The organism is Crossiella cryophila (genome assembly GCF_014204915.1).
Classification (GTDB): Bacteria; Actinomycetota; Actinomycetes; order Mycobacteriales; family Pseudonocardiaceae; genus Crossiella; species Crossiella cryophila.
This window is the reverse complement of record NZ_JACHMH010000001.1, coordinates 1,978,431-1,998,281: the sequence shown is the minus strand read 5'-3', so window position 1 is coordinate 1,998,281 and position 19,851 is coordinate 1,978,431. Positions and strand designations below refer to the sequence as shown.

The window sequence follows — 19,851 nt, the reverse complement described above, 5'->3', positions numbered from 1 at the left end:
GCCGGCGAGGCCATCCTTTTTTGATCTTGACCTAAAACCCAAAGTCAAGATCAAGGGCGTCCTCGCCGGACGGGCAGAAATCAAAGGATGGGGGGGAAAGTCAAAGACAAGAGCAAAGAGCAGTGCTCGTACGGTTCCCCCATCCCCGTCAGCCTTCCGATACCAAACCACATCCCGAACAAGCAGACCGTGCGGTTGGGTGGCTAGGGCGGCGGCAGGTTGCGGTCTGCTTGCCCGGGATGTGGTGTGTCCTCTCCAGGCTGACGGGGATGGGGGAACCGCTCGGGGAGTGTTGAAAAGCCACCCCGGCCGCTGGTGTTCGGGCTTCGCCCGCACGCAATCGCCTAAGGCGTACAAGAACGGCCAACACGGTGTCCCACAACGGCCAACACTGGGTACAAGAACGGCCAACACGCGCGGAGGGTTGAGGGTTGAAACCCTCGTCGGCGTGTTGGCCGTTCTGGGACGGTGTGTTGGCCGTTCTGGGACGGTGTGTTGGCCGTTCTTGTACGGCACGTTGGCCGTTGTTGTACGTCAGGTGGGGCTGAGTAGGGCTTCGATGCCTACTACTGCCGCGCCTCGGGCCCAGTCCTCGAAGGAGAGGGGGCGTAGTTCCAGGGTGCAGCGGGATGCGGCGCCGAAGGCGTGGGCGGTGAAGGTTTGGCGGAGGTTTTCGCCGATGAGGTCGTAGGCGGCCAGGCCCTCGCCGGAGACGACGATGCGTTCTGGGCCGACCAGGTTGGCCAGGGCGGCCAGGCCGAGGCCGATGGCGTGGCCTGCTTGGGCGAAGACCTCGCGGAGGGGTTCGTTGCCGGAGCGGGCCTTGGCTACCGCTTCGGCCAGGGTCAGGGGGGTGCCTGCCACCTCGCTGGCTCTGGCCACGATCGCGCGTTCGGCGGCGACCGCTTCGACGCAGCCGGTTCGGCCGCAGGGGCAGCGGGGGCCGTCGGGGACGACCGGGACGTGGCCCAACTCCCCGGCGACCCCGTGTGCGCCTGCCACCAGCGCACCGTTGACCACCAGGCCGCAGCCGACGCCGGTGCCCAGGGTGACCAGGGCGAAGGAGCTGGCGCCCAGGCCGCTGCCGAACCAGCGTTCGGCGGCGGTGAGGGCCTTGACGTCGTTCTCCACCAGGACGGACAGGCCGGTGGCGGCGTGCAGTTGGGCGGCCAGGTCCACCTGGGTCCAACCCAGGAAGGGGGAGGAGCGCACCACGCCGGTGGCTCGGTCGATGTCGCCGGAGACGGCCACGCCCAGGGTGCGGACGCGGGCTCTGCGGCCGGGTTCGGTCAGGAGTTCCTCGACCAGGGTGGCGATGGCGGGGACCACCGCCTCGGGGGTGCACTCGGGCAGGGGGCGGCGGGTGGTGGCGCGGACGCCCGCGCGCAGGTCGGTGACCACCGCGATCAGTTCGGCCGCGGTGACCTTGACGCCCAGGAAGAACTCGCGGTCCGCGCGGATGGCCAGTGGGCTGCGCGGTCTGCCCCTGCCGGATGGGTCCTCGGCCGGTTCCTCCACCAGGTAGCCGTTGTCCAGGAACGGCCGGGTGGCCTTGGTGACCGTGGCCGAGGACAGCCCGGTCAGCTCGCCGATCTCCACCCTGGACAGCGGACCCCTGGTCAGGACCGTGGTGAAGACCAGCGCACCGGCCGGTGTGGGCTGGGGGCTGTTGTAGTGCACACCACGATGCTAATTTTCCTTCCCAAGGAAAGAAAACCCGGTCCCCGCCAGTGAAGGGTCAGCAACGATGCGGTCCTTACCCCGAATCCTGCTCGCGCTCGGCCTCGTGGCCAGCGGACTGGGCGCCGCCGCGCAGGCCGCACCCGCTGCCCAGGCGCCGGCCAGCCAGCAGGAAACCCAGTCCGCCGACGCCCAGGCCGCGCCCGCGGTGCGCCCCTACATGGGCTGGAGCAGCTGGAGCCTGCAGACCACCTCCTACCCGGGGGTGAACCCGAAGGGGCGCGCCAGCTTCCTCACCGAGGCCAACGTGCTCAAGCAGGCCGAGGTGCTGGCCCGCGACCTCAAGCAGTACGGCTACAACTACATCAACATCGACGCCGGCTGGTGGCACACCTGGGGCTGGGTGCCCCAGTTCGACGAGTACGGCCGCCCCAAGGCCGACCAGGAGAAGTTCCCGCACGGCATCAAGTGGCTCTCCGAGCAGCTGCACCGCAAGGGGCTGAAGTTCGGCATCTACCAGCCCGTCGGCCTGCAGAAAGAGGCATTCGGCCTGGACCAGGCCAACCGGCGCAACTTCCCCATCCAGGGCGCGCCCGGCTGCACCGGCAACGACATCGTCTACCCGGACTGGCGCACCACCAACGGCTGGGACAACGCCTACAAGATCGACTTCGACAAGCCCTGCGCGCAGAAGTACATCGACTCGATCACCCGGATGTTCGGTGACTGGCAGGTCGACTTCTTCAAGCTGGACGGCGTCGGCCCCGGCTCGTGGAAGGAAGGCCCCAACTACGACAACCGCCCGGACGTGGCGGCCTGGCGCAAGGGCCTGGACAAGACCGGCCGCAAGATCATCCTCGAACTCTCCTGGTCGATCGACATCAAGGCGATCGACTTCTGGAAGGAACACGCCACCGGCTGGCGGATCAACACCGACGTCGAGTGCTACTGCCCGACCCTGGTGACCTGGCAGAACTCCGTGGACGACCGGTTCGCCGACCTGCCGCAGTGGCTCCAGCACGCCAAGCCGGGCCAGTGGAACGACCTGGACACGCTCAACGTGGGCAACGGCGTGATGGACGGCCTGACCCCGGACGAGCGGCGCAGCTACATGACCCTGTGGGCGGTCACCAACGCCCCGCTCTACATCGGCGACGACCTCACCCAGCTGGACAGCTACGGCAAATCGCTGCTGACCAACCGCGAGGTGCTGGCGATCAACCAGAACGGCATGCCTGCCAAGCCGGTGCGCACCGGGGTTGACCAGCAGGTCTGGTCGGTCAAGAACGCCGACGGCAGCCACACCGTTGCCCTGTTCAACCTGGGCGCGGCCAAGGCCCCGGTGGACGCGGTCTTCGCCGAGCTGGGCATCACCGGCCCGGCCCAGGTCCGCGACGTCTGGGCGGGCGCCGCGCTGGGCACCTACCAGCACGGTTTCACCGCCGAGGTGCCCACGCACGGCACCCGGCTGCTCAAGATCACCCCGGGCGGCCAGCCCACCGGGGTCGAGGCCGAGGCGACCGAGAGCGTGCTGGCCGGTGGCGCCAAGCTGGCCGACTGCGCCGGCTGCTCGGGCGGCCGCAAGGTCGGCGACCTGGGCAACGGCTCGGTCACCCTCAACGGCATCACGGTGCCGAGGGCGGGCGACTACACCGTGCGGGTGGGCTACGTCTCGGGCGACCAGCGGTCGTTCGCGGTCGGCGTGAACGGGGCCGCGAACATCAACTTCGACCTGCCGCCCACCGGCGGCTGGGGCACCCCCGGCGTGGCCGAGATCGTGGTCAAGCTCAAGGCAGGCGCGAACTCGCTGAAGTTCAGCAACCCGGGCAACTACGCCCCGGACCTGGACCGCGTCGAGGTCGTGAAGTAGAGCCGGATCAACGCGCACGGCCGGGCAACTAAGCTGCCCGGCCGTGCGCTTTGTTCTGGCTTCCCAGTCCCCCGCCCGGCTCAACGTGCTCCGCACCGCGGGCATCGACCCCGTGGTGCACGTCTCCGGCGTTGACGAGGACGCGGTCGCCGCCGCGCTGCCCGACCCCAAGCCCGCCGAGGTGGTGGTGGCCCTCGCGGCGGCCAAGGCCGAGGCCGTGCTGCCGGTGGTGACCGCCGAACTGACCGAGGCCGTGGTGGTCGGCTGCGACTCGATGCTGCTGATGGACACCCCGGACGGCCCGGAGATCGTCGGCAAGCCCGCGAACACCGAGATCGCCCGGCAGCGCTGGCTGCTGATGGCCGGCCGCACCGGCGAACTGCTCACCGGGCACGCCGTGGTCCGGATCAGCGGCGGCCAGGTGGTGGCCCGCGCGCAGGAGACCATGAGCACCACGGTGCGCTGGTCCGCGCCCAGCGAGGCCGAGCTGGAGGCGTATCTGGCCAGCGGCGAACCCCTGCACGTGGCTGGCGGGTTCACCCTGGACGGACTGGGCGGCTGGTTCGTCGAGGGCATCGACGGCGACCACGGCAGCGTGATCGGGATCAGCCTGCCGCTGACCCGCCGGCTACTCAGCGCGGTCGGCGTCTCGGTAGTTGATCTTTGGGTTAAATAGCCTGCTCAACGTGACTGTCCTCACCCGTTAGGGGGTCGGGGAAGACGTGAACAGGATTTACAGTTCTACCCATAGTCATGGGCATCCGATGGTTCTTCACCGAGCGCCGCCACGTCGATCTGGGACGTCTGGCGAGTTCGCTCTGTCCGGCCTGAGCTTCGCCCCCGCTCAGCCCTGAACCGTCCCAACCCATGATTCCCTGGGGGAATTCGTGCTGTCCGCACTCAAGAAGTTTCCGTTCTGGGCGCAGACCGTCACCGGTCTCGTACTCGGCGTCCTACTCGGTGTTCTCGCCAGGGCAAACGATCTGACCTGGCTTTCCACCACACTGGCCACCGTCGGCAGCACCTTCGTGCAGCTGCTCACGCTGGCCGTGGTGCCGCTGGTGTTCACCGCGATCGTGGTGAGCATCGCCAACCTGCGCAACGTCAACGGCGGGCCCGGCACGGTGGCCAGGCTGGCCGGCAAGACCCTGCTCTGGTTCGGCATCACCTCGCTGATCGCGGTGCTCGTCGGCATTGGCGTCGGCCTGCTGACCAACCCCGGTCAGGGGGTCACCCTGCCGGTGGACCCGGGCTACAAGCCGAAGAGCCAGGGCGGCTGGCTGGACTTCCTCAAGGGCCTGCTGCCGACCAACCCGGTGCTGGCCTTCACCGAGGGCCGGGTGCTGCAGATCGTGTTCCTGGCCGTGGTGATCGGCATCGCCGCGTACAAGGTCGGCAGCAAGGCCGAGCCGTTCGTGAACTTCAACCGGTCCCTGCTGGAGATCACCCAGAAGGCGCTGTGGTGGGTCATCCGGCTCGCCCCGCTGGGCACCCTCGGCCTGATCGGCCGGGCCACCGCGCAGTACGGCTTCGACCTGCTGCGCCCACTGGCCACCTTCGCCATCGCGGTCTACGCGGGCTGCGCGATCGTGCTGTTCGTGGTCTACCCGCTGCTGCTGGCCCTGGTCGGCAAGGTCAACCCGGTCCGCTTCTTCGCCAAGGCGTGGGCGCCGATCCAGCTGGCCTTCGTCTCCCGCTCCTCCATCGGCACCCTGCCGCTGACCCAGCAGACCACCATCCGCCGCCTCGGCGTGCCCGAGCAGTACGCCAGCTTCGCGGTGCCCTTCGGCGCGACCACCAAGATGGACGGCTGCGCCGCGGTCTACCCGGCCATCGCCGCGATCTTCGTGGCCCAGGTCTACGGCGTGCAGCTCTCCTTCACCGACTACGTGCTCATCGCCGCGGTGTCGGTGTTCGGCTCGGCCGCGACCGCCGGGCTCACCGGCGCGATCGTGATGCTCACCCTCACCCTGTCCACGGTTGGCCTGCCGCTGGCCGGGGTCGGCCTGATCATCGCCATCGACGCGATCCTGGACATGATCCGCACCGCCACCAACGTGGCCGGTCAGATGGTGGTTCCGGTGCTGGTCGCGCGCAGCGAGGGCACCCTGGACGACGAGGTGTTCAACGCCCCGGCCACCGGCGACCCGCTGGCCCAGGACGCGACCGAGGAGAGCAAGGACGAGCAGCGGGTGCCCGCGACGGTCTGATCCCCGCTCAGCACTCCCGGAGCTGCTGCTTGGTCGGCGCCAGATTGGGCCAGCCGGGCAGCAGCTCCTTGCGGTTCACCACCGCGGTGCAGCCGAGGAAACTGCCGTCGTGGTTGAACGCCCGGAGCACGAACCGCTTGCAGCCCTGGAAGTTGCCGTTGCCGTCGCAGGCGGTCTCCACGCTGAGCACCTCGGGGATGCCGTCGTTGTTCACATCCCGCAGTTGCAGCACACCCAGGTCGGACGGGTAGGAGGCCTCCACCCGCACCCATGGCCTGCCCGGCGGCTTCTCATACAGCGTGCCCATCCTGGAGCCGTCGTCGGACTGGGCGAAGGTGACCAGGCAGGCCTGGTACTTGCTGGCGGCCACGCAGGTCAGCGAGCCCTTCTGCACCCGGCCGCCCAGTGAGATGGCCAGCGTCTCGTGCACGTTGATCGGCGAGTCGCCGCCCTCGTTGAACCGCACCCGGCTGAACGCGCCTGCCGAGTCGGCGAGCAGCTCCACCTTCACCCCGTCCAGGGTGGCGCTGTCCACCTCGACGCAGGGACCGGAGCCGCACCGCAACGCGGGCCCGGCTGGCGCGCTGCTGGCCGGGGCGCGCAGCTCGGTGCTGGGCAGCGCCGAACCCGACACACCGCCCGAGGCCGAGGGCGCCTCCCGCAGCATCGCCGAACCCAGCAACGCCGCGACCGTCAGCACCGCGGACAACCACATCGCGACCTTCACCGCCCGTGGCACCCTGGCCGTTTGCTCGGCCACCGCAGCTCACCTCCGCCTTTCACCCAACGCGCTCATACCACCGACGCGGACACACCACGTGAGGTTGCTCTCGCCCAGTGCATCACCCCTGGACCCTAGACTCGCCGAACACCACCCTTTTCGATGACGTGTCGTCTCGTATGAACGTGTCGTTCCGGGGTCGCCAGCACATGGAGGTGCCGTGCCACTGCGCAAGGTGCTCATCGCCAACCGCGGTGAGATCGCCGTCCGAGTCATCAGGGCCTGCCGGGACGCCGGGCTGACCAGCGTCGCGGTCTACGCCGACCCGGACCGGGACGCGCCGTTCGCGCGCCTGGCCGATGAGGCGTTCGCGCTGGGCGGCGCCACCGCGGCCGAGTCCTACCTGGTCGCGGACAAGCTGATCGACGTGGCCAAGCGCGCGGGCGCGGACGCGGTGCACCCCGGCTACGGCTTCCTCTCCGAGAACGCCGAATTCGCCCAGTCGGTGCTGGACGCGGGCCTGACCTGGATCGGCCCCACCCCGCAGGCCATCCGCGACCTCGGCGACAAGGTGACCGCCCGGCACATCGCGCTGCGCGCGGGCGCCCCGCTGGTGCCCGGCACCAAGGACCCGGTGAACGGACCGGCGGAGATCATCGCCTTCGCGCAGGAACACGGTCTGCCGGTGGCGATCAAGGCCGCGTTCGGCGGCGGCGGGCGCGGGCTGAAGGTGGCCAGGACGCTGGAGGAGATCCCGGAGCTGTTCGACAGCGCGGTGCGCGAGGCGGTCACCGCCTTCGGCCGCGGCGAGTGCTTCGTGGAGCGTTACCTGGACAAGCCGCGGCACGTCGAGGCCCAGGTGCTGGCGGACACACACGGCAACGTGATCGTGGTCGGCACCCGTGACTGCTCACTGCAGCGCCGGCACCAGAAGCTGGTCGAGGAGGCCCCCGCGCCGTTCCTCTCCGCCGAGCAGCGCGCCACCATCCACACCGCGGCCCGCGCGATCTGCGCCGAGGCCGGGTACCACGGCGCGGGCACGGTGGAGTTCCTGGTCGGCCAGGACGGCACCATCTCCTTCCTGGAGGTCAACACCCGGCTCCAGGTCGAGCACCCGGTCAGCGAGGAGACCGCAGGGATCGACCTGGTGCGCGAGCAGTTCCGCATCGCCGCCGGGGAGAAGCTGCGCTTCGACACCGACCCGGAACCACGCGGCCACTCCATCGAGTTCCGCATCAACGGCGAGGACGCGGGCCGCAACTTCCTGCCCGCACCCGGCACGGTCACCCGGTTCCTGCCGCCCACCGGCCCCGGCGTGCGGGTGGACGCGGGTGTGGAGAGCGGCAGCGTGATCGGCGGCCAGTTCGACTCGCTGCTGGCCAAGCTGATCGTCACCGGCGAGACCCGCGAGCAGGCCCTGGAACGCTCCCGGCGCGCGCTGGAGGAGCTGGTGGTGGAGGGCATGGCCACCGTGATCCCGTTCCACCAGGCCGTGGTGCGCGATCCGGCGTTCACCGCCGAGGACGGCTTCACCGTGCACACCCGGTGGATCGAGACCGAGTTCGACAACACCATCCCGCCCTTCGGCGCCGGTGCGGAGGCCGAGGAGGACAGCCCCCGGCAGACCGTGGTGGTCGAGGTCGGCGGCCGTCGGCTGGAGGTCTCGCTGCCCGGCGACCTGGCCATCGGCGGCGGTGGCGCGCCCGCGGCCAAGGCCAAGCCGCGCAAGCGGGCCGGTGGCAAGGCCGGGGCCGCGGTCTCCGGCGACGCGGTGGCCGCGCCCATGCAGGGCACCATCGTCAAGGTCGCGGTCGAGGACGGCCAGCGGGTCAGCGCGGGCGAGCTGCTCGTGGTGCTGGAGGCGATGAAGATGGAGAACCCGGTCACCGCGCACAAGGACGGCGTCGTCACCGGCCTGTCAGCCAAGGCCGGGGAGACGGTGACCCAGGGCAGCGTGCTCTGCGAGCTGAAAGACTGACCACAGTGGACAGTCCAATCCAGACTGAGAACCAGAGTCTCCTACTGGTCCTGCACGACCGCCAGGAGGCGGAGGACCTCGCGGCGGAGTTGCGCGCCGACGGCTGGGTGGTCGGCGGCGTGCACCGCGAGATGCTGGCAGGCGAGGACGACGCCGAGGACGTGGACTGGGTGGTGGTCCTGGAGACCGCCCCCGACGGCCTGGCGGCCACCTGCTGGCAGGACCGGCTGGAGGAGCTGGCCGAGGCGCACGACGGCTTCGTCAGCCAGCCTTAGCCAAAAGTCGGCGACCGATAGCCAAAAGGCCGAGGGCGCACCCGTCCCCGATCCCTAACGTCGACGGTGTGAGCACACATGGGGATCACGTCGAGCTGCGGATCGGGGACACCGAGCGGACCGAGGCCGAGCGCTTGCTCGGCGAGCACCTCAGGGTCGGTCGGCTGACCGCGGAGGAATTCGGCGAGCGGGCCAACATCGCGGTCTCGGCCCGCACCCGCCGGGAGCTGTCCATGCTCTTCGAGGACCTGCCGGCACCGCACCCGACCTTCGAGCTGCCCGCGCCGCTGCAGTACCAGCCGCTGACCGAGCCGGTGGCGATGCCGGTCGGGATGGTGCCGATGCGGTCGCAGTCCACTGACGCCGCGCACACCGTGGCCAAGGTGCTGGCGGTGCTGATCGGCATCCCGGTGGCCGGGCTGACCCTGTTGGCCGGTGGCGGTTTCACCCTGGCCATCGTGGACCGGCTGCCGCATTCGCTCGCCATGCTGACCGCGGCCGCCATCGGCGTGCTGGTGCTGGCCGGGATCGTGGTCGGAGTGCAGCGGTTCAAGCCGAAGTAGCATCGGGTTGTGCCGGACAACGAGCCTGAACTGCGGATCAGCGATACCGAACGGTCCGCGGCGCTGAGCGCGCTCGGCGAGCACTTCGCCGTGGGCAGGCTGCAACTCACCGAGTACGACCAGCGGGCGGCGAAGGTGGCCGCCTCGATGACCCGCGGCGAGCTGCGCGGACTCTTCGCAGACCTGCCCGAACCGCACCCGCGCTTCGACGGCCTGCCTGCCACCACCGCGGTGGCCAAGGTCGAGGGCGGTGGCGAGGTCGCGGTCCCCACCGACCCGCGCACACCGGCCCAGCGGGCCGCCGCGGTGAGCCTGGTGGTGCTCGGCGCGGCCTGGATCCCACTGCTGATCTTCCTGGGCTGGTGGTGGTGGATCTTCGTGCTGATGGGCGTCGGCGCGGTGTACGGCTCGCTGTGGGGCGAGGACTGGAACGGCGGGCAGGGCAGGAACAAGCGCAAGAAGAAGCGCAAGTAGGTTCAGCGGCATGGAGCCGGTGGAGATCAACGCGGGCGCGTACTACCTGCGGCAGCTGCGGGCGGACCGGCTGCTGGACGACCGGCCCGCGGTGCTGGCCGCCTTCGTCGACCCGGAGCTGCGGCGCTGGGTCACCGGCTACCAGGTCGAGGACCTGGACAGCGCGGGCCGCTACATCGCGCTGCGCGACCGGGAGTGGCAGGACGACCTGCGCTGTTCCTGGGCGGTGGCCGAGCCGACCACCGGCGAACTGCTCGCCGAGGTCGGTCTCAAGGACCTGGACCTGGTGCGCGGCATCGGTTCCGCGGCCTGCTGGACCCATCCGGAGCACCGCGGCCGCGGCGTGATGACCCAGGCCCTGCAGACCGCGCTGCGCTTCGGCATCGACGGCCTCGGCCTGCGCCGGATCGGCTACCGGCACGCCGCGGCCAACGAGTCCTCCCGCCGGGTCGCGGAGAAGTGCGGCTTCACCCTGGAGGCCACCCTGCACCAGGCCACCACCGTCGACGGCGAACTGCACGACGTGCTCGCCTGGTCGCTGGTGGTCTGAGGTCGGCTAGCCTGCCCGGCATGTCGAGACCGCCCCGGCTCCCAGTGCTGCTGCTCGGCTGCCTCGCCCTCGCCGCGTGCACGCCCCCGCCGCAGAAGCCCGCGCCCAATCCGCCGCCGGTGGCGATCACCACCCCGTCGATCTCGCTGCCGCCGCGCCCGCGCGAGATCAAACTCGATCGGGTGGATCCGTGCGCGCTGCTGACCACCCGCCAGCGCAAGGCACTCGGCATGGATCGCCCGCCGCTGGCCACCCGCTACCCGACCATGGGCAACGCCAGGGTGTGCGACTTCCGCGACTCCACCAGGGCGCTCACCGTGCGCATCGGGCTGGTGCTGGTGCAGGGCGTCGGGGTGTGGCTGGAGGAGACCGCGCAGGCCGACGTCAAGGCCGCCACCGTGGCCGAGTTCCCCGCGGTGATCGTGCGCACCGCCGAGCAGACCCGCTTCTGCAACGTCGAGGTGGACGTGGCGCAGGGCCAGTTCCTGGACATCCAGTTCGGCGACGCGGGCAACGCGGCGCCGCCGGGTCTGGACGCGATGTGCGCTTCCGCACAGGAGGTGGCGACCGCGGCCATGACCACCCTGATGGCCCGTTGACAGTTCACCGGTAGGTGGGATCGTTACGGAGACCACCCCAAGTGATCACTGACGGTCGCTACAGTGGCCGCGCAAGGATTGTCCAGTTCGGGGAGACACCGTGCCGCGCACCAACTCCGCCAGTGGCGACGCAGTGCAGTCCGGTCTCGACGCCGTCAACGGCGGCGGATCGCGGGTCCGGGTCGAGCAGGCCGCCATCCCGACCATGCGCAAGGCGTTCCAGAAGGCGCTGGACAAGCTGACCCCGCAGATCGGGCACGCCCGCACCGACCTGCGGATGCGGCCATGGGCCGGTGATCCGGTCAGCGATGAGGCCGCGCAGAAGTTCAACGACCGCTCCATGGACGGCGGGGACGCCGCGCTGAGCGCGCTGGAGGGTTACCAGCAGCAGCTGCAGACCGCGGTCCGGGCGCTGCAGGAGGTCGAGTACGAGTACCGCGCCACCGAGCGCGGGAACGCCGACTCGGTGCGCACCAGCGGCTGCTGATCTAGGGGGCGACGATGAGTGACCACCGCTGGCAGGGCTACTCGCACGCGGAGCTGTACGGACAGCTGCACAACGGACCTGGACCCGCCGCCTCGGCCGCCTCGATCACCCGCTGGTCGGACATGTCCGCGGCGCTGGCCGACATCGACGCCGACATCAAGCAGGCCCTCGGCAACTCCAGGGCGGACTGGACCGGCAAGGCCGCCGACGCCGCCGACGCCGCGCTGCACCCGCTGGCCCAGTGGGCCCGGGACGCGCAGGCAGGCGCCGAGGTGATGCGGGTGTCCGCGGAACTCCAGGCCGAGTACGTTGGCAAGGCCCGCGCCGACATGCCAGCGCCGAAGGAAGTGAGCGCGGAGAAGCCGAACCCGGTGGTCACCGGCATCGTGCACCTCTTCGGCGGGCAGACCGACTACGAGATCCAGGAGGCGGCGCAGAGCGCGGCCGAGCAGCGGGCCTTCGAGGTGATGGAGGTCTACCAGACCAGCACCGCGGCCAACGTGTCCACGCTGGGCCAGTTCAGCAAGCCGCCGGAACTGCACCTGGACACCGGCCACGGCAGCCCGCAGGGCAGCGGCCCGATCGGCACCACCGCGCCACCCCCGGCCCGGCCCCGCCTGGTCCCACCGGCCCGCAGCGCGCCCAGCCCGGTCAGCGGCCGGTCGGGTTCCGCGCCGGTGCCCGCCCCACCGCGCGCCGGCACGCCCATGTCCACCGGCGGCAGCACCACCCCGGTCGGGCCCGGCACTCGGCTCAGCGGCGTCACCCCGCCCGCGGCCACCCCCGCGCCCAGCACCGGAACCAGCGCCACCGCGCCCTCCGGCGGCAACACCAGCCCAGCACCGGCCCGCGGCCTGCCGCACCCCCGCGTGGAGGGCACGACGTCCTCGGCCGCGACCACCCGCCCCGGCCCGCAGCACCGACCGGCCTGGGACGCGGCCGAGGCCACCCACCTCGCCGAGTCCCGCCGCGGCGGCGATGTCCCCGGCGGCGTGCTCGGCCTCGACCCAGAACCGGCTCCGGCGGCCCGATCCGCCGCCGCGGCCCCGGTGGGCCGGGCCCGGCGCGAGGAGGACGGGGAACACCAGAGCTTCCTGGTCGAGGACGACGACGTCTTCGGCGACGCCCGCCAGTACGCGCCACCGGTGATCGGCGAGTGACCCTGTTCGAGCAGGGGCTGCGGGAGCCGTTCGCGCTGACCGCGCTGGAGTTCGACGTGCTGTGGCAGCACCTCGGCCTCGGCCAGCCGCCACTGGTGATCAAGGTGCCCTCGCCCGGCCGCACGCACACCGAGCGGGCCGGGCTGGAACGGCAGGCCTGGGACGCGCTGGAGTCCCGAGGGCTGGGCCGCCCGGTCGCGGTGGACGCCGAACTCTCCGAACTGCTGCACCTGCTCGCCGATCCGGCGCGTGAGGTGGACGGCAGGCTGTGGCTGGGCCGCAGCGTGCGGGTGCTGGCCGCCGCGCGCGAGGAGGAGGGCGCGCTGGCCGTGCTGGACTCCGGTCAGCTCACCGTCAAGGCCGTCTCCGGCCTGAGCCTGCCCCGCGAGGCCATCGCCGTGCTGCGTCCGCTGGCCGCGGGGCCCGGCCGCTCGGTCACCCTGCCCAGCGCCGACCTGGACGCCGCCGCCGCGGCCGCGGGCAACTCAGCGGACCGCCTCGGCCCGGAACTGATCGAACGCGGCATCCGCCCGGAGGACGCCCAGGTCATCAGCGAGATGACCAAGGACGCCGGCGACCTCGGCCAGTTCGGCGTTGCCGCCAAGGAACAGTGGTCCCGCCGCCGCCGCGCCGACCGGGTGATCGGCTTCTTCGACACCCCGGCGGGCCGCTACCTGCAAACCCGCCGCAGCCAGGACGGCGGCGCGGCCTGGAGCACCATCGCCCCCGTCGACACCCGCCGCCTCACCCAACACCTGGAAGAGGTCCTAACCGACCTCCTCACCCCCTAACCCAAACCAGCCAACACACCGTACGAAAACGGCCAACACACCGTCCCAGAACGGCCAACACGCGCGGCGGGTATGAACCCCTCCGCGCGTGTTGGCCGTTGTCGTACCGTGTGTTGGCCGTTCTTGTACGCCGGTTTGGCCGTTGTCGTACGGCGGGTTGGCCGTTGTGGGCGTTAGCTGACTGGTTCGATGACCTCGGGGCGGGCTTCCGGGGCGGCCGAGCGCCGGGCGTCGGCGGCCTGGTCGTCCGGCTGGGTCTGCGAGTCCCGTTCGGCCTCGACCCTGGCGGTGTAGACCTCGATCTCGTGCGCGACCCGCTTGTCGTCCCAGCCGTGCACGCCTGCCATCAGCTTCGCCGCGGCCTCCGCGCTCTCCACACCGCGGTGCGGGTACTCGATGGAGATCCGGGTGCGCCGGGTCAGCGCGTCCTCCAGGTGCAGCGCGCCCTCGCAGGCGGCCGCGTAGACGATCTCGACCTGGAGGTAGTCCGGCGCGCCTGCCAGCGGGCGGAGCAGCTCCGGGTTGCCGTCGGCGGTGGCCAGCACCTGGTGCACCAGCGAGCCGTAGCGGTCCAGCAGGTGCCGCACCCGGTAGGGGTGCAGGCCGTGCTTGGCGCCGAGCTGGTCGGCCTGGTTCACCAGCGCGTGGTACCCGTCCGCGCCCAGCAGCGGCACCTTGTCGGTGATCGAGGACATGATCCGGCCGGGCAGGTCGGGGCTGGCCGCGTCGATCGCGTCCGCCGCCATCACCCGGTAGGTGGTGTACTTCCCGCCCGCGATCGCCACCAGGCCGGGCGCGACCCTGGCCACCGCGTGTTCCCTGGAGAGCTTGGAGGTGTCCTCGCTCTCCCCGGACAGCAGCGGCCGCAGGCCCGCGTACACACCCTCGATGTCGTCATTGGTCAACGGCGTGGCCAGCACCTTGTTGACGTGGGTGAGGATGTAGTCGATGTCCTTCTTGGTGGCCGCCGGGTGCGCCAGGTCCAGGTTCCAGTCCGTGTCGGTGGTGCCCACGATCCAGTGATTGCGCCACGGGATGACGAACAGCACGGACTTCTCGGTGCGCAGGATCATGCCGCTCTCGGACACGATCCGGTCCCTGGGCACCACGATGTGCACGCCCTTGCTCGCCCGCACCCGGAACCGCCCGCGGGTGCCGGCCAGCCGCTGGATCTCATCGGTCCACACGCCGGTGCAGTTGATCACCGCGTGCGCCTTGACCTCGATCTCCGCGCCGGTCTCCACATCGCGCACGTGCACGCCCGCCACCCGGTCTGCCTCCCGGAGCATGCCGGTGACCTGGGTGGAGGTGCGCACCACCGCGCCGTAGTGGGCCGCGGTGCGGGCCACCGTCATGGTGTGCCGGGCGTCATCGGCCTGCGCGTCGTAGTAGCGGATGCCGCCGATCAGCGCGCTGCGCTTGAGCGCGGGGACCATCCGCAGCGCGCCCGCCCTGGTCAGGTGCTTCTGACCGGGCACGGACTTGGAGCCGCCCATGGTGTCGTAGAGGAACAACCCGGCCGCGGTGTACGGGCGCTCCCAGATCCGCTTGGTCAGCGGGTAGAGGAAGCTCACCGGCTTCACCAGGTGCGGGGCGATCCGGGTGATCATCAGCTCCCGCTCCCGCAGTGCCTCCCGGACCAGGCCGAACTCGAGCTGTTCGAGGTAACGCAGGCCACCGTGGAAGAGCTTGCTGGAGCGGCTGGAGGTGCCGGAGGCCAGGTCCCGCGCCTCGACCAGGGCCACCCGCAGCCCGCGCGTGGCGGCGTCCAGGGCCGCGCCCGCGCCGGTCACGCCGCCGCCGATGATCACCACGTCGAAGTGCTCGGAACCCAGTCTGCGCCAGGCTTCCTGCCGTTCGGCCGGTCCCAAACGACCCTGCACGATCTCCGCGCTGCTCTCCTTGGCCTTGGCCACTGACGTCGCCTCCCTGCTTGGCTTGGACGCGGCCCTTACGCTACCGGTCCACACGTGTCCACGTGCACTGACAGTAATAACGAAACTGTCCCGTTTCGAATTCTACCGTAGACAGTTGATCGGCCCAGGACTACGTTCCCGACCTCAGACGCAATGGAGCGGACTGAGGGAGGACGCGCATGTCCAGCGGAGCAATCTTCGTCTGGGAGCTGATCGGCACCGCGGTGCTGATTCTGCTCGGCGCCGGTGTGGTGGCCAACACCGTGCTGAAGAACTCACTGGGTAACAGCGGCGGCTGGCTGCTGATCAACTTCGGCTGGGGCTTCGCGGTCTTCGCCGGCGCCAGCATCGCGGCCCCGAGTGGCGCGCACCTCAACCCGGCGGTGACCCTCGGTCTGGCCACCGCGGGCAAACTCGACTGGGCACTGGTGCCGGTCTACTTCGGCGCCCAGCTGCTCGGCGCCTTCATCGGCGCGGTGCTCTGCTGGCTGGCCTACAAACTCCAGTTCGACACGCACGACGACCCCGGCGGCACGCTCGGCATCTTCTCCACCGGCCCGACCGTGGACAACAAGTTCTGGAACACCGTCACCGAGGTCATCGGCACCTTCGTGCTGGTGCTGTGGATCCTGTTGAGCCCCAGTGCCAAGGCCGCCGCCGAAGGCGTGCCGCAGTTCGGCAACTCCGCGCTTGGCTACGCCGCGGTGATGTTCGTGGTCGTCGGTATCGGCGCCTCGCTCGGCGGCCCGACCGGCTACGCCATCAACCCGGCCCGCGACCTCGGCCCCCGGATCGCCTACGCGCTGCTGCCGATCAAGGGCAAGGGCGGCGCGAACTGGGGCTATTCCTGGGTTCCCGTCGTCGGCCCGCTCATCGGCGCGGTGCTCGCCGGACTCCTGTCCCTCGCACTGGCCTGATCAACGTCCACACGAAAGGCAAGCAGCATCATGTCCGCTGAGAAGCGCTATGTGGCCGCCATCGACCAGGGCACGACCTCCACGCGTTGCATGGTCTTCGACCACTCCGGCCGGGTCGTCTCGGCCGTCCAGACCGAACACGAGCAGATCTTCCCCAAGGCAGGCTGGGTAGAGCACAACGCCGAGGAGATCTGGGAGAACACCCGCAAGGTGTGCGGGGGCGCGCTGGCCAAGGCCGACATCCAGAACTCCGAGATCGCCGCGGTCGGCATCACCAACCAGCGCGAGACCGCGGTGGTGTGGGACAAGAGCACCGGCAAGCCGGTGTACAACGCGATCGTCTGGCAGGACACCCGCACCGACGCGATCTGCGAGTCGCTGGCCGCGCTCGGCGGCGGCCAGGAGCGCTACCGCTCGCGCACCGGCCTGCCGCTGGCCACCTACTTCTCCGGCCCCAAGATCCGCTGGATCCTGGACAACGTCGAGGGCGCCAGGGCCAGGGCCGAGGCGGGCGAGCTGCTCTTCGGCAACATGGACACCTGGGTGCTGTGGAACATGACCGGCGGCCCGGACGGCGGTCTGCACTACACCGACCCGACGAACGCCTCCCGCACGCTCCTGATGGACCTCGACACCCTGAACTGGGACGAGGAGATCTGCGGCGAGATGGGGATCCCGCTGGCGATGCTGCCGGAGATCCGCTCCTCCTCCGAGCCATACGGCAACGTGCGCGAGCGCGGCGTGCTGGCCGGGGTGCCGATCGCGGGCATCCTCGGCGACCAGCAGGCGGCCACCTTCGGCCAGGCCTGCCTGTCCCCCGGCGAGGCCAAGAACACCTACGGCACCGGCAACTTCGTGCTGCTCAACACCGGCACCGAGAAGGTGATGAGCGAGAACGGGCTGCTCACCACGGTCTGCTACAAGATCGGCGAGAACGCCCCGGTCTACGCCCTTGAGGGCTCGATCGCGGTCACCGGCTCGCTGGTGCAGTGGCTGCGGGACAACCTGGGCCTGATCAGCTCGGCCGCGGACATCGAGCCGCTGGCCAAGGGCGTTGAGGACAACGGCGGCGCGTACTTCGTGCCCGCCTTCTCCGGCCTGTTCGCGCCGTACTGGCGGGGCGACGCGCGCGGCGCGATCGTCGGCCTGACCCGGTTCGTGAACAAGGGCCACCTGGCGCGCGCCGCGCTGGAGGCCACCGCCTTCCAGACCCGCGAGGTCATCGACGCCATGAACGCCGACTCCGGCGTGCCGCTGACCTCGCTCAAGGTCGACGGCGGCATGGTGGTCAACGAGCTGCTCATGCAGTTCCAGGCGGACATCCTCGGCGTGCCGGTGATCCGGCCGGTGGTCAACGAGACCACCGCGCTGGGCGCGGCCTACGCGGCCGGTCTCGCGGTCGGCTTCTGGGCCAGTGAGGACGACATCCGGGCCAACTGGGCGCAGGACAAGCAGTGGGACCCGGCCATGGACGAGACCCACCGCGACAAGCAGTACCGCAACTGGAAGAAGGCGGTCACCAAGACCTTCGACTGGGTCGAGGCCGACTGACCAACCGGACTGGCTGAACGCGAGAACGGGGCGTGCCGCCTGGGCACGCCCCGTTCTGTCGCACCGAAGTCACCGCTGGGGGCCGGCGCTTCAGCGCGGGTCTCAGGCCACCAGCGTGGCGTAGACGATGGTGTTGTCCCGGTAGCTGCCCGCGGCGCGGTCGAAACTGCCGCCGCAGGTGATCAGCCGGAGTTCCGGGCTGGTGGTGTTGCCGTAGACCTCATCGGTCGGGAAGTCGCTCTTGGGCACCTGCGCCGAGCGCCGCACCACGAACTTCGCGGTGCTGCCGTCGGCCCGTTTGACCAGGATCTCGTCCCCTGGCTTCAGTTCGCGCAGCTTGTAGAAGATGCCCGGCTTCTTCGCCCCGTCGATGTGCCCGAGGATCACCGCCGGTCCCTGCTCCCCTGGCGTCGGGCCCTTCGAGTACCAGCCCGCCTGCATGGGCTGGCTCACCGGCGGCACCTGCACGGTGCCGTCCTTGTTCAGGCCCAGCTTGCTCAGCGAGGACCTGGCCCCGATCTTGGGGATCTCGATGGAGACCGGGTCGGACTTCCGCATGGGCTTGCCCGGTGTGCCCGCGACCGGCTGGCCGCCGGGATCGTGGGCTGCCTCGGCGAACACGTCACCCCAGAGATCCCGTGCGCCACCGCTGATGAGCACCGCCCCGACGGCGAGCAGCAGTACGGACAGGACCGCGGCGAGGACACGCCCGCCCCGCCGCTCAGCCCTGCGCGGACGCACGACGCCGCCGCAGCGCCATCACCCCGATGCCGGCCCCGGCGGCCAGCGCGACCGCGCCACCGGCGATGGCCAGGCCCTCGCCACCGCCGTCAGCGGTGCCGCCGCCACCGGTCTCCGGCGCGCCCTTGGGGGTCTTCGCGCTGGTGGAGGTGGTCGGCGCGGTGGTGCTCGGCTTCGGCCGGACCGAGGTGCTCGACGGCACCGGCTTGGACGTGGTGGGCCGGACGGTCGGCTCGGTGGGCTTGGTGGGTTCGGTCCCGGTGGCCGAGACGGCGAACTTGGCGTTGCTGGTCTGGTCCTGGCAGGCGAAGGAGACCTCGTACGGACCGGGCTGCGCGTCCTTCTTCACATTCGCCGACCACTTGGCGATCAGGGTCTTGCCGTCGTAGCTGACCCGCTTCACGTTCTCCAGCACCGCGGCACTCGGCTCGCGGAAGTTGGAGGTGAGTCCGCATTCGGTGGTGATCTCCACCCGGCTGCCCGGACGCACGTCCGTGGCGGACAGGCTGATGCTCGGAACCGCGGCCAACGCGATCGGCGCTGCGATGAGCACGCCGGTCGCACCCAGTGCGGAACCGGCGGCAAGAATGCGACCAATACCCATTGCTACTACCCCTATTCCCCGACTTGTCCAATGGCGGGCAGTTCGCCTGCCCACACCACCTAAGACGCCAGGGCCGTCGTTGGGTTGCCTGGATCGGCGCTGGTCAGCGACCTATGACCAGATGGCCATTCTTCGAGAAGCCAGGCAACCCCGACGTTGATCGAACGTCCTACGCGGACTATTCGACCATGGTTGCATACACGATGATGTTGTCCTGATAACTGCGCGCACCCTTGTCGAATACCCCGCCACAGGTGATCAGGCGGAGTTCCGGACGGTCCGTGTCGCCGTAAACACGGTCCGTGGGAAAACCCTTCTTCGCGACCTGCTGGGTCTCGTGCACGACAAACCGGACGGTTTTCCCGTCCTGCCGGTCGATCAGGATCTCATCGCCCACCGCGACATCGCGCAGCTTGTAGAAGATGCCCGGTTTCCCGGCCCCGTCCACATGGCCGAGCACGATCGCTGGCCCCTTCTCCCCCGGCGTCGGCGCACCGTCGTACCACCCGGCCTGCATCGGCTGGGTGACCGGCGGCACCTGCACGGTCTGGTCCTTGTTCAGGCCCAGCGACACCAGGCTGGAGTCCGCGCCGATCCTGGGCACCCGCACCCTGGTGGGCGTGGATTTGGCCAGCACGGCCACTTCGGGCGCCGCCGCACTGCTGCTGGCCGGTGCGGACGGCGGCGGGCCCGCTGCGGGCGCGGGCGCACCACAGCCGGTCAGGACGACCATCGCGGCCAGCGACAACCCGGCCACACCGACC

21 protein-coding genes are annotated in these 19,851 nt (G+C 70.3%); 15 read left to right on the top strand and 6 right to left on the bottom strand.

The window, feature by feature from the left end:
• Positions 1–534: 534 nt before the first annotated feature.
• Positions 535–1,680, bottom strand: coding sequence for an ROK family protein (locus HNR67_RS09405; RefSeq protein ID WP_185001673.1), 1,146 nt, complete (start codon positions 1,678–1,680; stop codon positions 535–537).
• Between the two features lie 67 nt (positions 1,681–1,747).
• Between HNR67_RS09405 and HNR67_RS09400 the strand changes: the two genes are divergently transcribed.
• The 4 genes from HNR67_RS09400 to HNR67_RS09390 all read left to right on the top strand — a co-directional run bounded on the left by HNR67_RS09400 (position 1,748) and on the right by HNR67_RS09390 (position 5,760).
• The gene (locus tag HNR67_RS09400) at positions 1,748–3,550 is read left to right on the top strand and encodes an alpha-galactosidase D (protein WP_185001672.1); all 1,803 of its coding nucleotides are present in this window, start codon (positions 1,748–1,750) and stop codon (positions 3,548–3,550) included.
• A gap of 43 nt (positions 3,551–3,593) precedes the next feature.
• On the top strand, positions 3,594–4,226 hold the full coding sequence (locus HNR67_RS09395) for a Maf family protein (protein WP_185001671.1): 633 nt from the start codon (positions 3,594–3,596) through the stop codon (positions 4,224–4,226).
• A 77-nt stretch (positions 4,227–4,303) separates the two neighbouring features.
• Positions 4,304–4,381, top strand: a complete 78-nt coding sequence (locus HNR67_RS46615) for a putative leader peptide (protein ID WP_374205690.1) — start codon at positions 4,304–4,306, stop codon at positions 4,379–4,381.
• Positions 4,382–4,437: 56 nt separating this feature from the next.
• The gene (locus HNR67_RS09390; RefSeq protein ID WP_185001670.1) at positions 4,438–5,760 is read left to right on the top strand and encodes a dicarboxylate/amino acid:cation symporter; all 1,323 of its coding nucleotides are present in this window, start codon (positions 4,438–4,440) and stop codon (positions 5,758–5,760) included.
• Between the two features lie 7 nt (positions 5,761–5,767).
• Here HNR67_RS09390 and HNR67_RS09385 read toward each other — a convergent pair whose 3' ends face one another.
• On the bottom strand, positions 5,768–6,520 hold the full coding sequence (locus HNR67_RS09385; protein ID WP_185001669.1) for a hypothetical protein: 753 nt from the start codon (positions 6,518–6,520) through the stop codon (positions 5,768–5,770).
• Positions 6,521–6,701: 181 nt separating this feature from the next.
• On the opposite strand from HNR67_RS09385, the gene HNR67_RS09380 reads away from it, so the two are divergent.
• The 9 genes from HNR67_RS09380 to HNR67_RS09340 all read left to right on the top strand — a co-directional run bounded on the left by HNR67_RS09380 (position 6,702) and on the right by HNR67_RS09340 (position 13,358).
• Positions 6,702–8,459, top strand: coding sequence for an acetyl/propionyl/methylcrotonyl-CoA carboxylase subunit alpha (locus HNR67_RS09380; protein ID WP_185001668.1), 1,758 nt, complete (start codon positions 6,702–6,704; stop codon positions 8,457–8,459).
• Between the two features lie 5 nt (positions 8,460–8,464).
• On the top strand, positions 8,465–8,734 hold the full coding sequence (locus HNR67_RS09375; protein WP_312986861.1) for a hypothetical protein: 270 nt from the start codon (positions 8,465–8,467) through the stop codon (positions 8,732–8,734).
• A 68-nt stretch (positions 8,735–8,802) separates the two neighbouring features.
• Positions 8,803–9,297: a DUF1707 SHOCT-like domain-containing protein gene (locus HNR67_RS09370; RefSeq protein WP_185001667.1), complete on the top strand. Its 495-nt coding sequence runs from the start codon at positions 8,803–8,805 to the stop codon at positions 9,295–9,297.
• A 9-nt stretch (positions 9,298–9,306) separates the two neighbouring features.
• Positions 9,307–9,771 (top strand): DUF1707 SHOCT-like domain-containing protein, encoded by a 465-nt coding sequence (locus HNR67_RS09365; protein ID WP_185001666.1) that lies wholly within the window; start codon positions 9,307–9,309, stop codon positions 9,769–9,771.
• 10 nt (positions 9,772–9,781) lie between these two features.
• Positions 9,782–10,321 carry a GNAT family N-acetyltransferase gene (locus HNR67_RS09360; RefSeq protein WP_185001665.1) on the top strand — a complete coding sequence of 180 codons (540 nt, stop codon included), beginning with the start codon at positions 9,782–9,784 and terminating at the stop codon, positions 10,319–10,321.
• A 20-nt stretch (positions 10,322–10,341) separates the two neighbouring features.
• Positions 10,342–10,920, top strand: a complete 579-nt coding sequence (locus HNR67_RS09355; protein WP_185001664.1) for a DUF3558 domain-containing protein — start codon at positions 10,342–10,344, stop codon at positions 10,918–10,920.
• 100 nt (positions 10,921–11,020) lie between these two features.
• Positions 11,021–11,407, top strand: coding sequence for a transcriptional regulator (locus HNR67_RS09350; RefSeq protein ID WP_221489823.1), 387 nt, complete (start codon positions 11,021–11,023; stop codon positions 11,405–11,407).
• A 14-nt stretch (positions 11,408–11,421) separates the two neighbouring features.
• Positions 11,422–12,567, top strand: coding sequence for a PPE domain-containing protein (locus HNR67_RS09345; protein WP_185001663.1), 1,146 nt, complete (start codon positions 11,422–11,424; stop codon positions 12,565–12,567).
• Positions 12,564–13,358, top strand: coding sequence for an ESX secretion-associated protein EspG (locus HNR67_RS09340; RefSeq protein ID WP_312986856.1), 795 nt, complete (start codon positions 12,564–12,566; stop codon positions 13,356–13,358). The genes HNR67_RS09345 and HNR67_RS09340 overlap by 4 nt, the downstream gene beginning before the upstream one ends.
• A 173-nt stretch (positions 13,359–13,531) precedes the next feature.
• On the opposite strand, the gene glpD is transcribed toward HNR67_RS09340, so the two are convergent.
• Positions 13,532–15,274, bottom strand: coding sequence for a glycerol-3-phosphate dehydrogenase (glpD, locus tag HNR67_RS09335; RefSeq protein WP_374205680.1), 1,743 nt, complete (start codon positions 15,272–15,274; stop codon positions 13,532–13,534).
• Between the two features lie 179 nt (positions 15,275–15,453).
• Between glpD and HNR67_RS09330 the strand changes: the two genes are divergently transcribed.
• Complete coding sequence (locus HNR67_RS09330; RefSeq protein ID WP_185001662.1) at positions 15,454–16,191, top strand: MIP/aquaporin family protein; 738 nt, start codon at positions 15,454–15,456, stop codon at positions 16,189–16,191.
• A 30-nt stretch (positions 16,192–16,221) separates the two neighbouring features.
• A complete protein-coding gene (glpK, locus tag HNR67_RS09325) occupies positions 16,222–17,742 on the top strand; it encodes a glycerol kinase GlpK (protein WP_185001661.1) in 1,521 nt (506 codons plus the stop codon).
• A gap of 102 nt (positions 17,743–17,844) precedes the next feature.
• On the opposite strand, the gene HNR67_RS09320 is transcribed toward glpK, so the two are convergent.
• The 3 genes from HNR67_RS09320 to HNR67_RS09310 form a co-directional block, all read right to left on the bottom strand.
• On the bottom strand, positions 17,845–18,483 hold the full coding sequence (locus HNR67_RS09320) for a class F sortase (protein WP_312986853.1): 639 nt from the start codon (positions 18,481–18,483) through the stop codon (positions 17,845–17,847).
• Entirely contained in the window at positions 18,464–19,087 is a 624-nt protein-coding gene (locus HNR67_RS09315; protein ID WP_185001660.1) for a hypothetical protein, read from the bottom strand. The genes HNR67_RS09320 and HNR67_RS09315 overlap by 20 nt, the downstream gene beginning before the upstream one ends.
• Before the next feature lie 178 nt (positions 19,088–19,265).
• A complete protein-coding gene (locus tag HNR67_RS09310; RefSeq protein ID WP_185010399.1) occupies positions 19,266–19,820 on the bottom strand; it encodes a class F sortase in 555 nt (184 codons plus the stop codon).
• Positions 19,821–19,851: the final 31 nt, after the last annotated feature.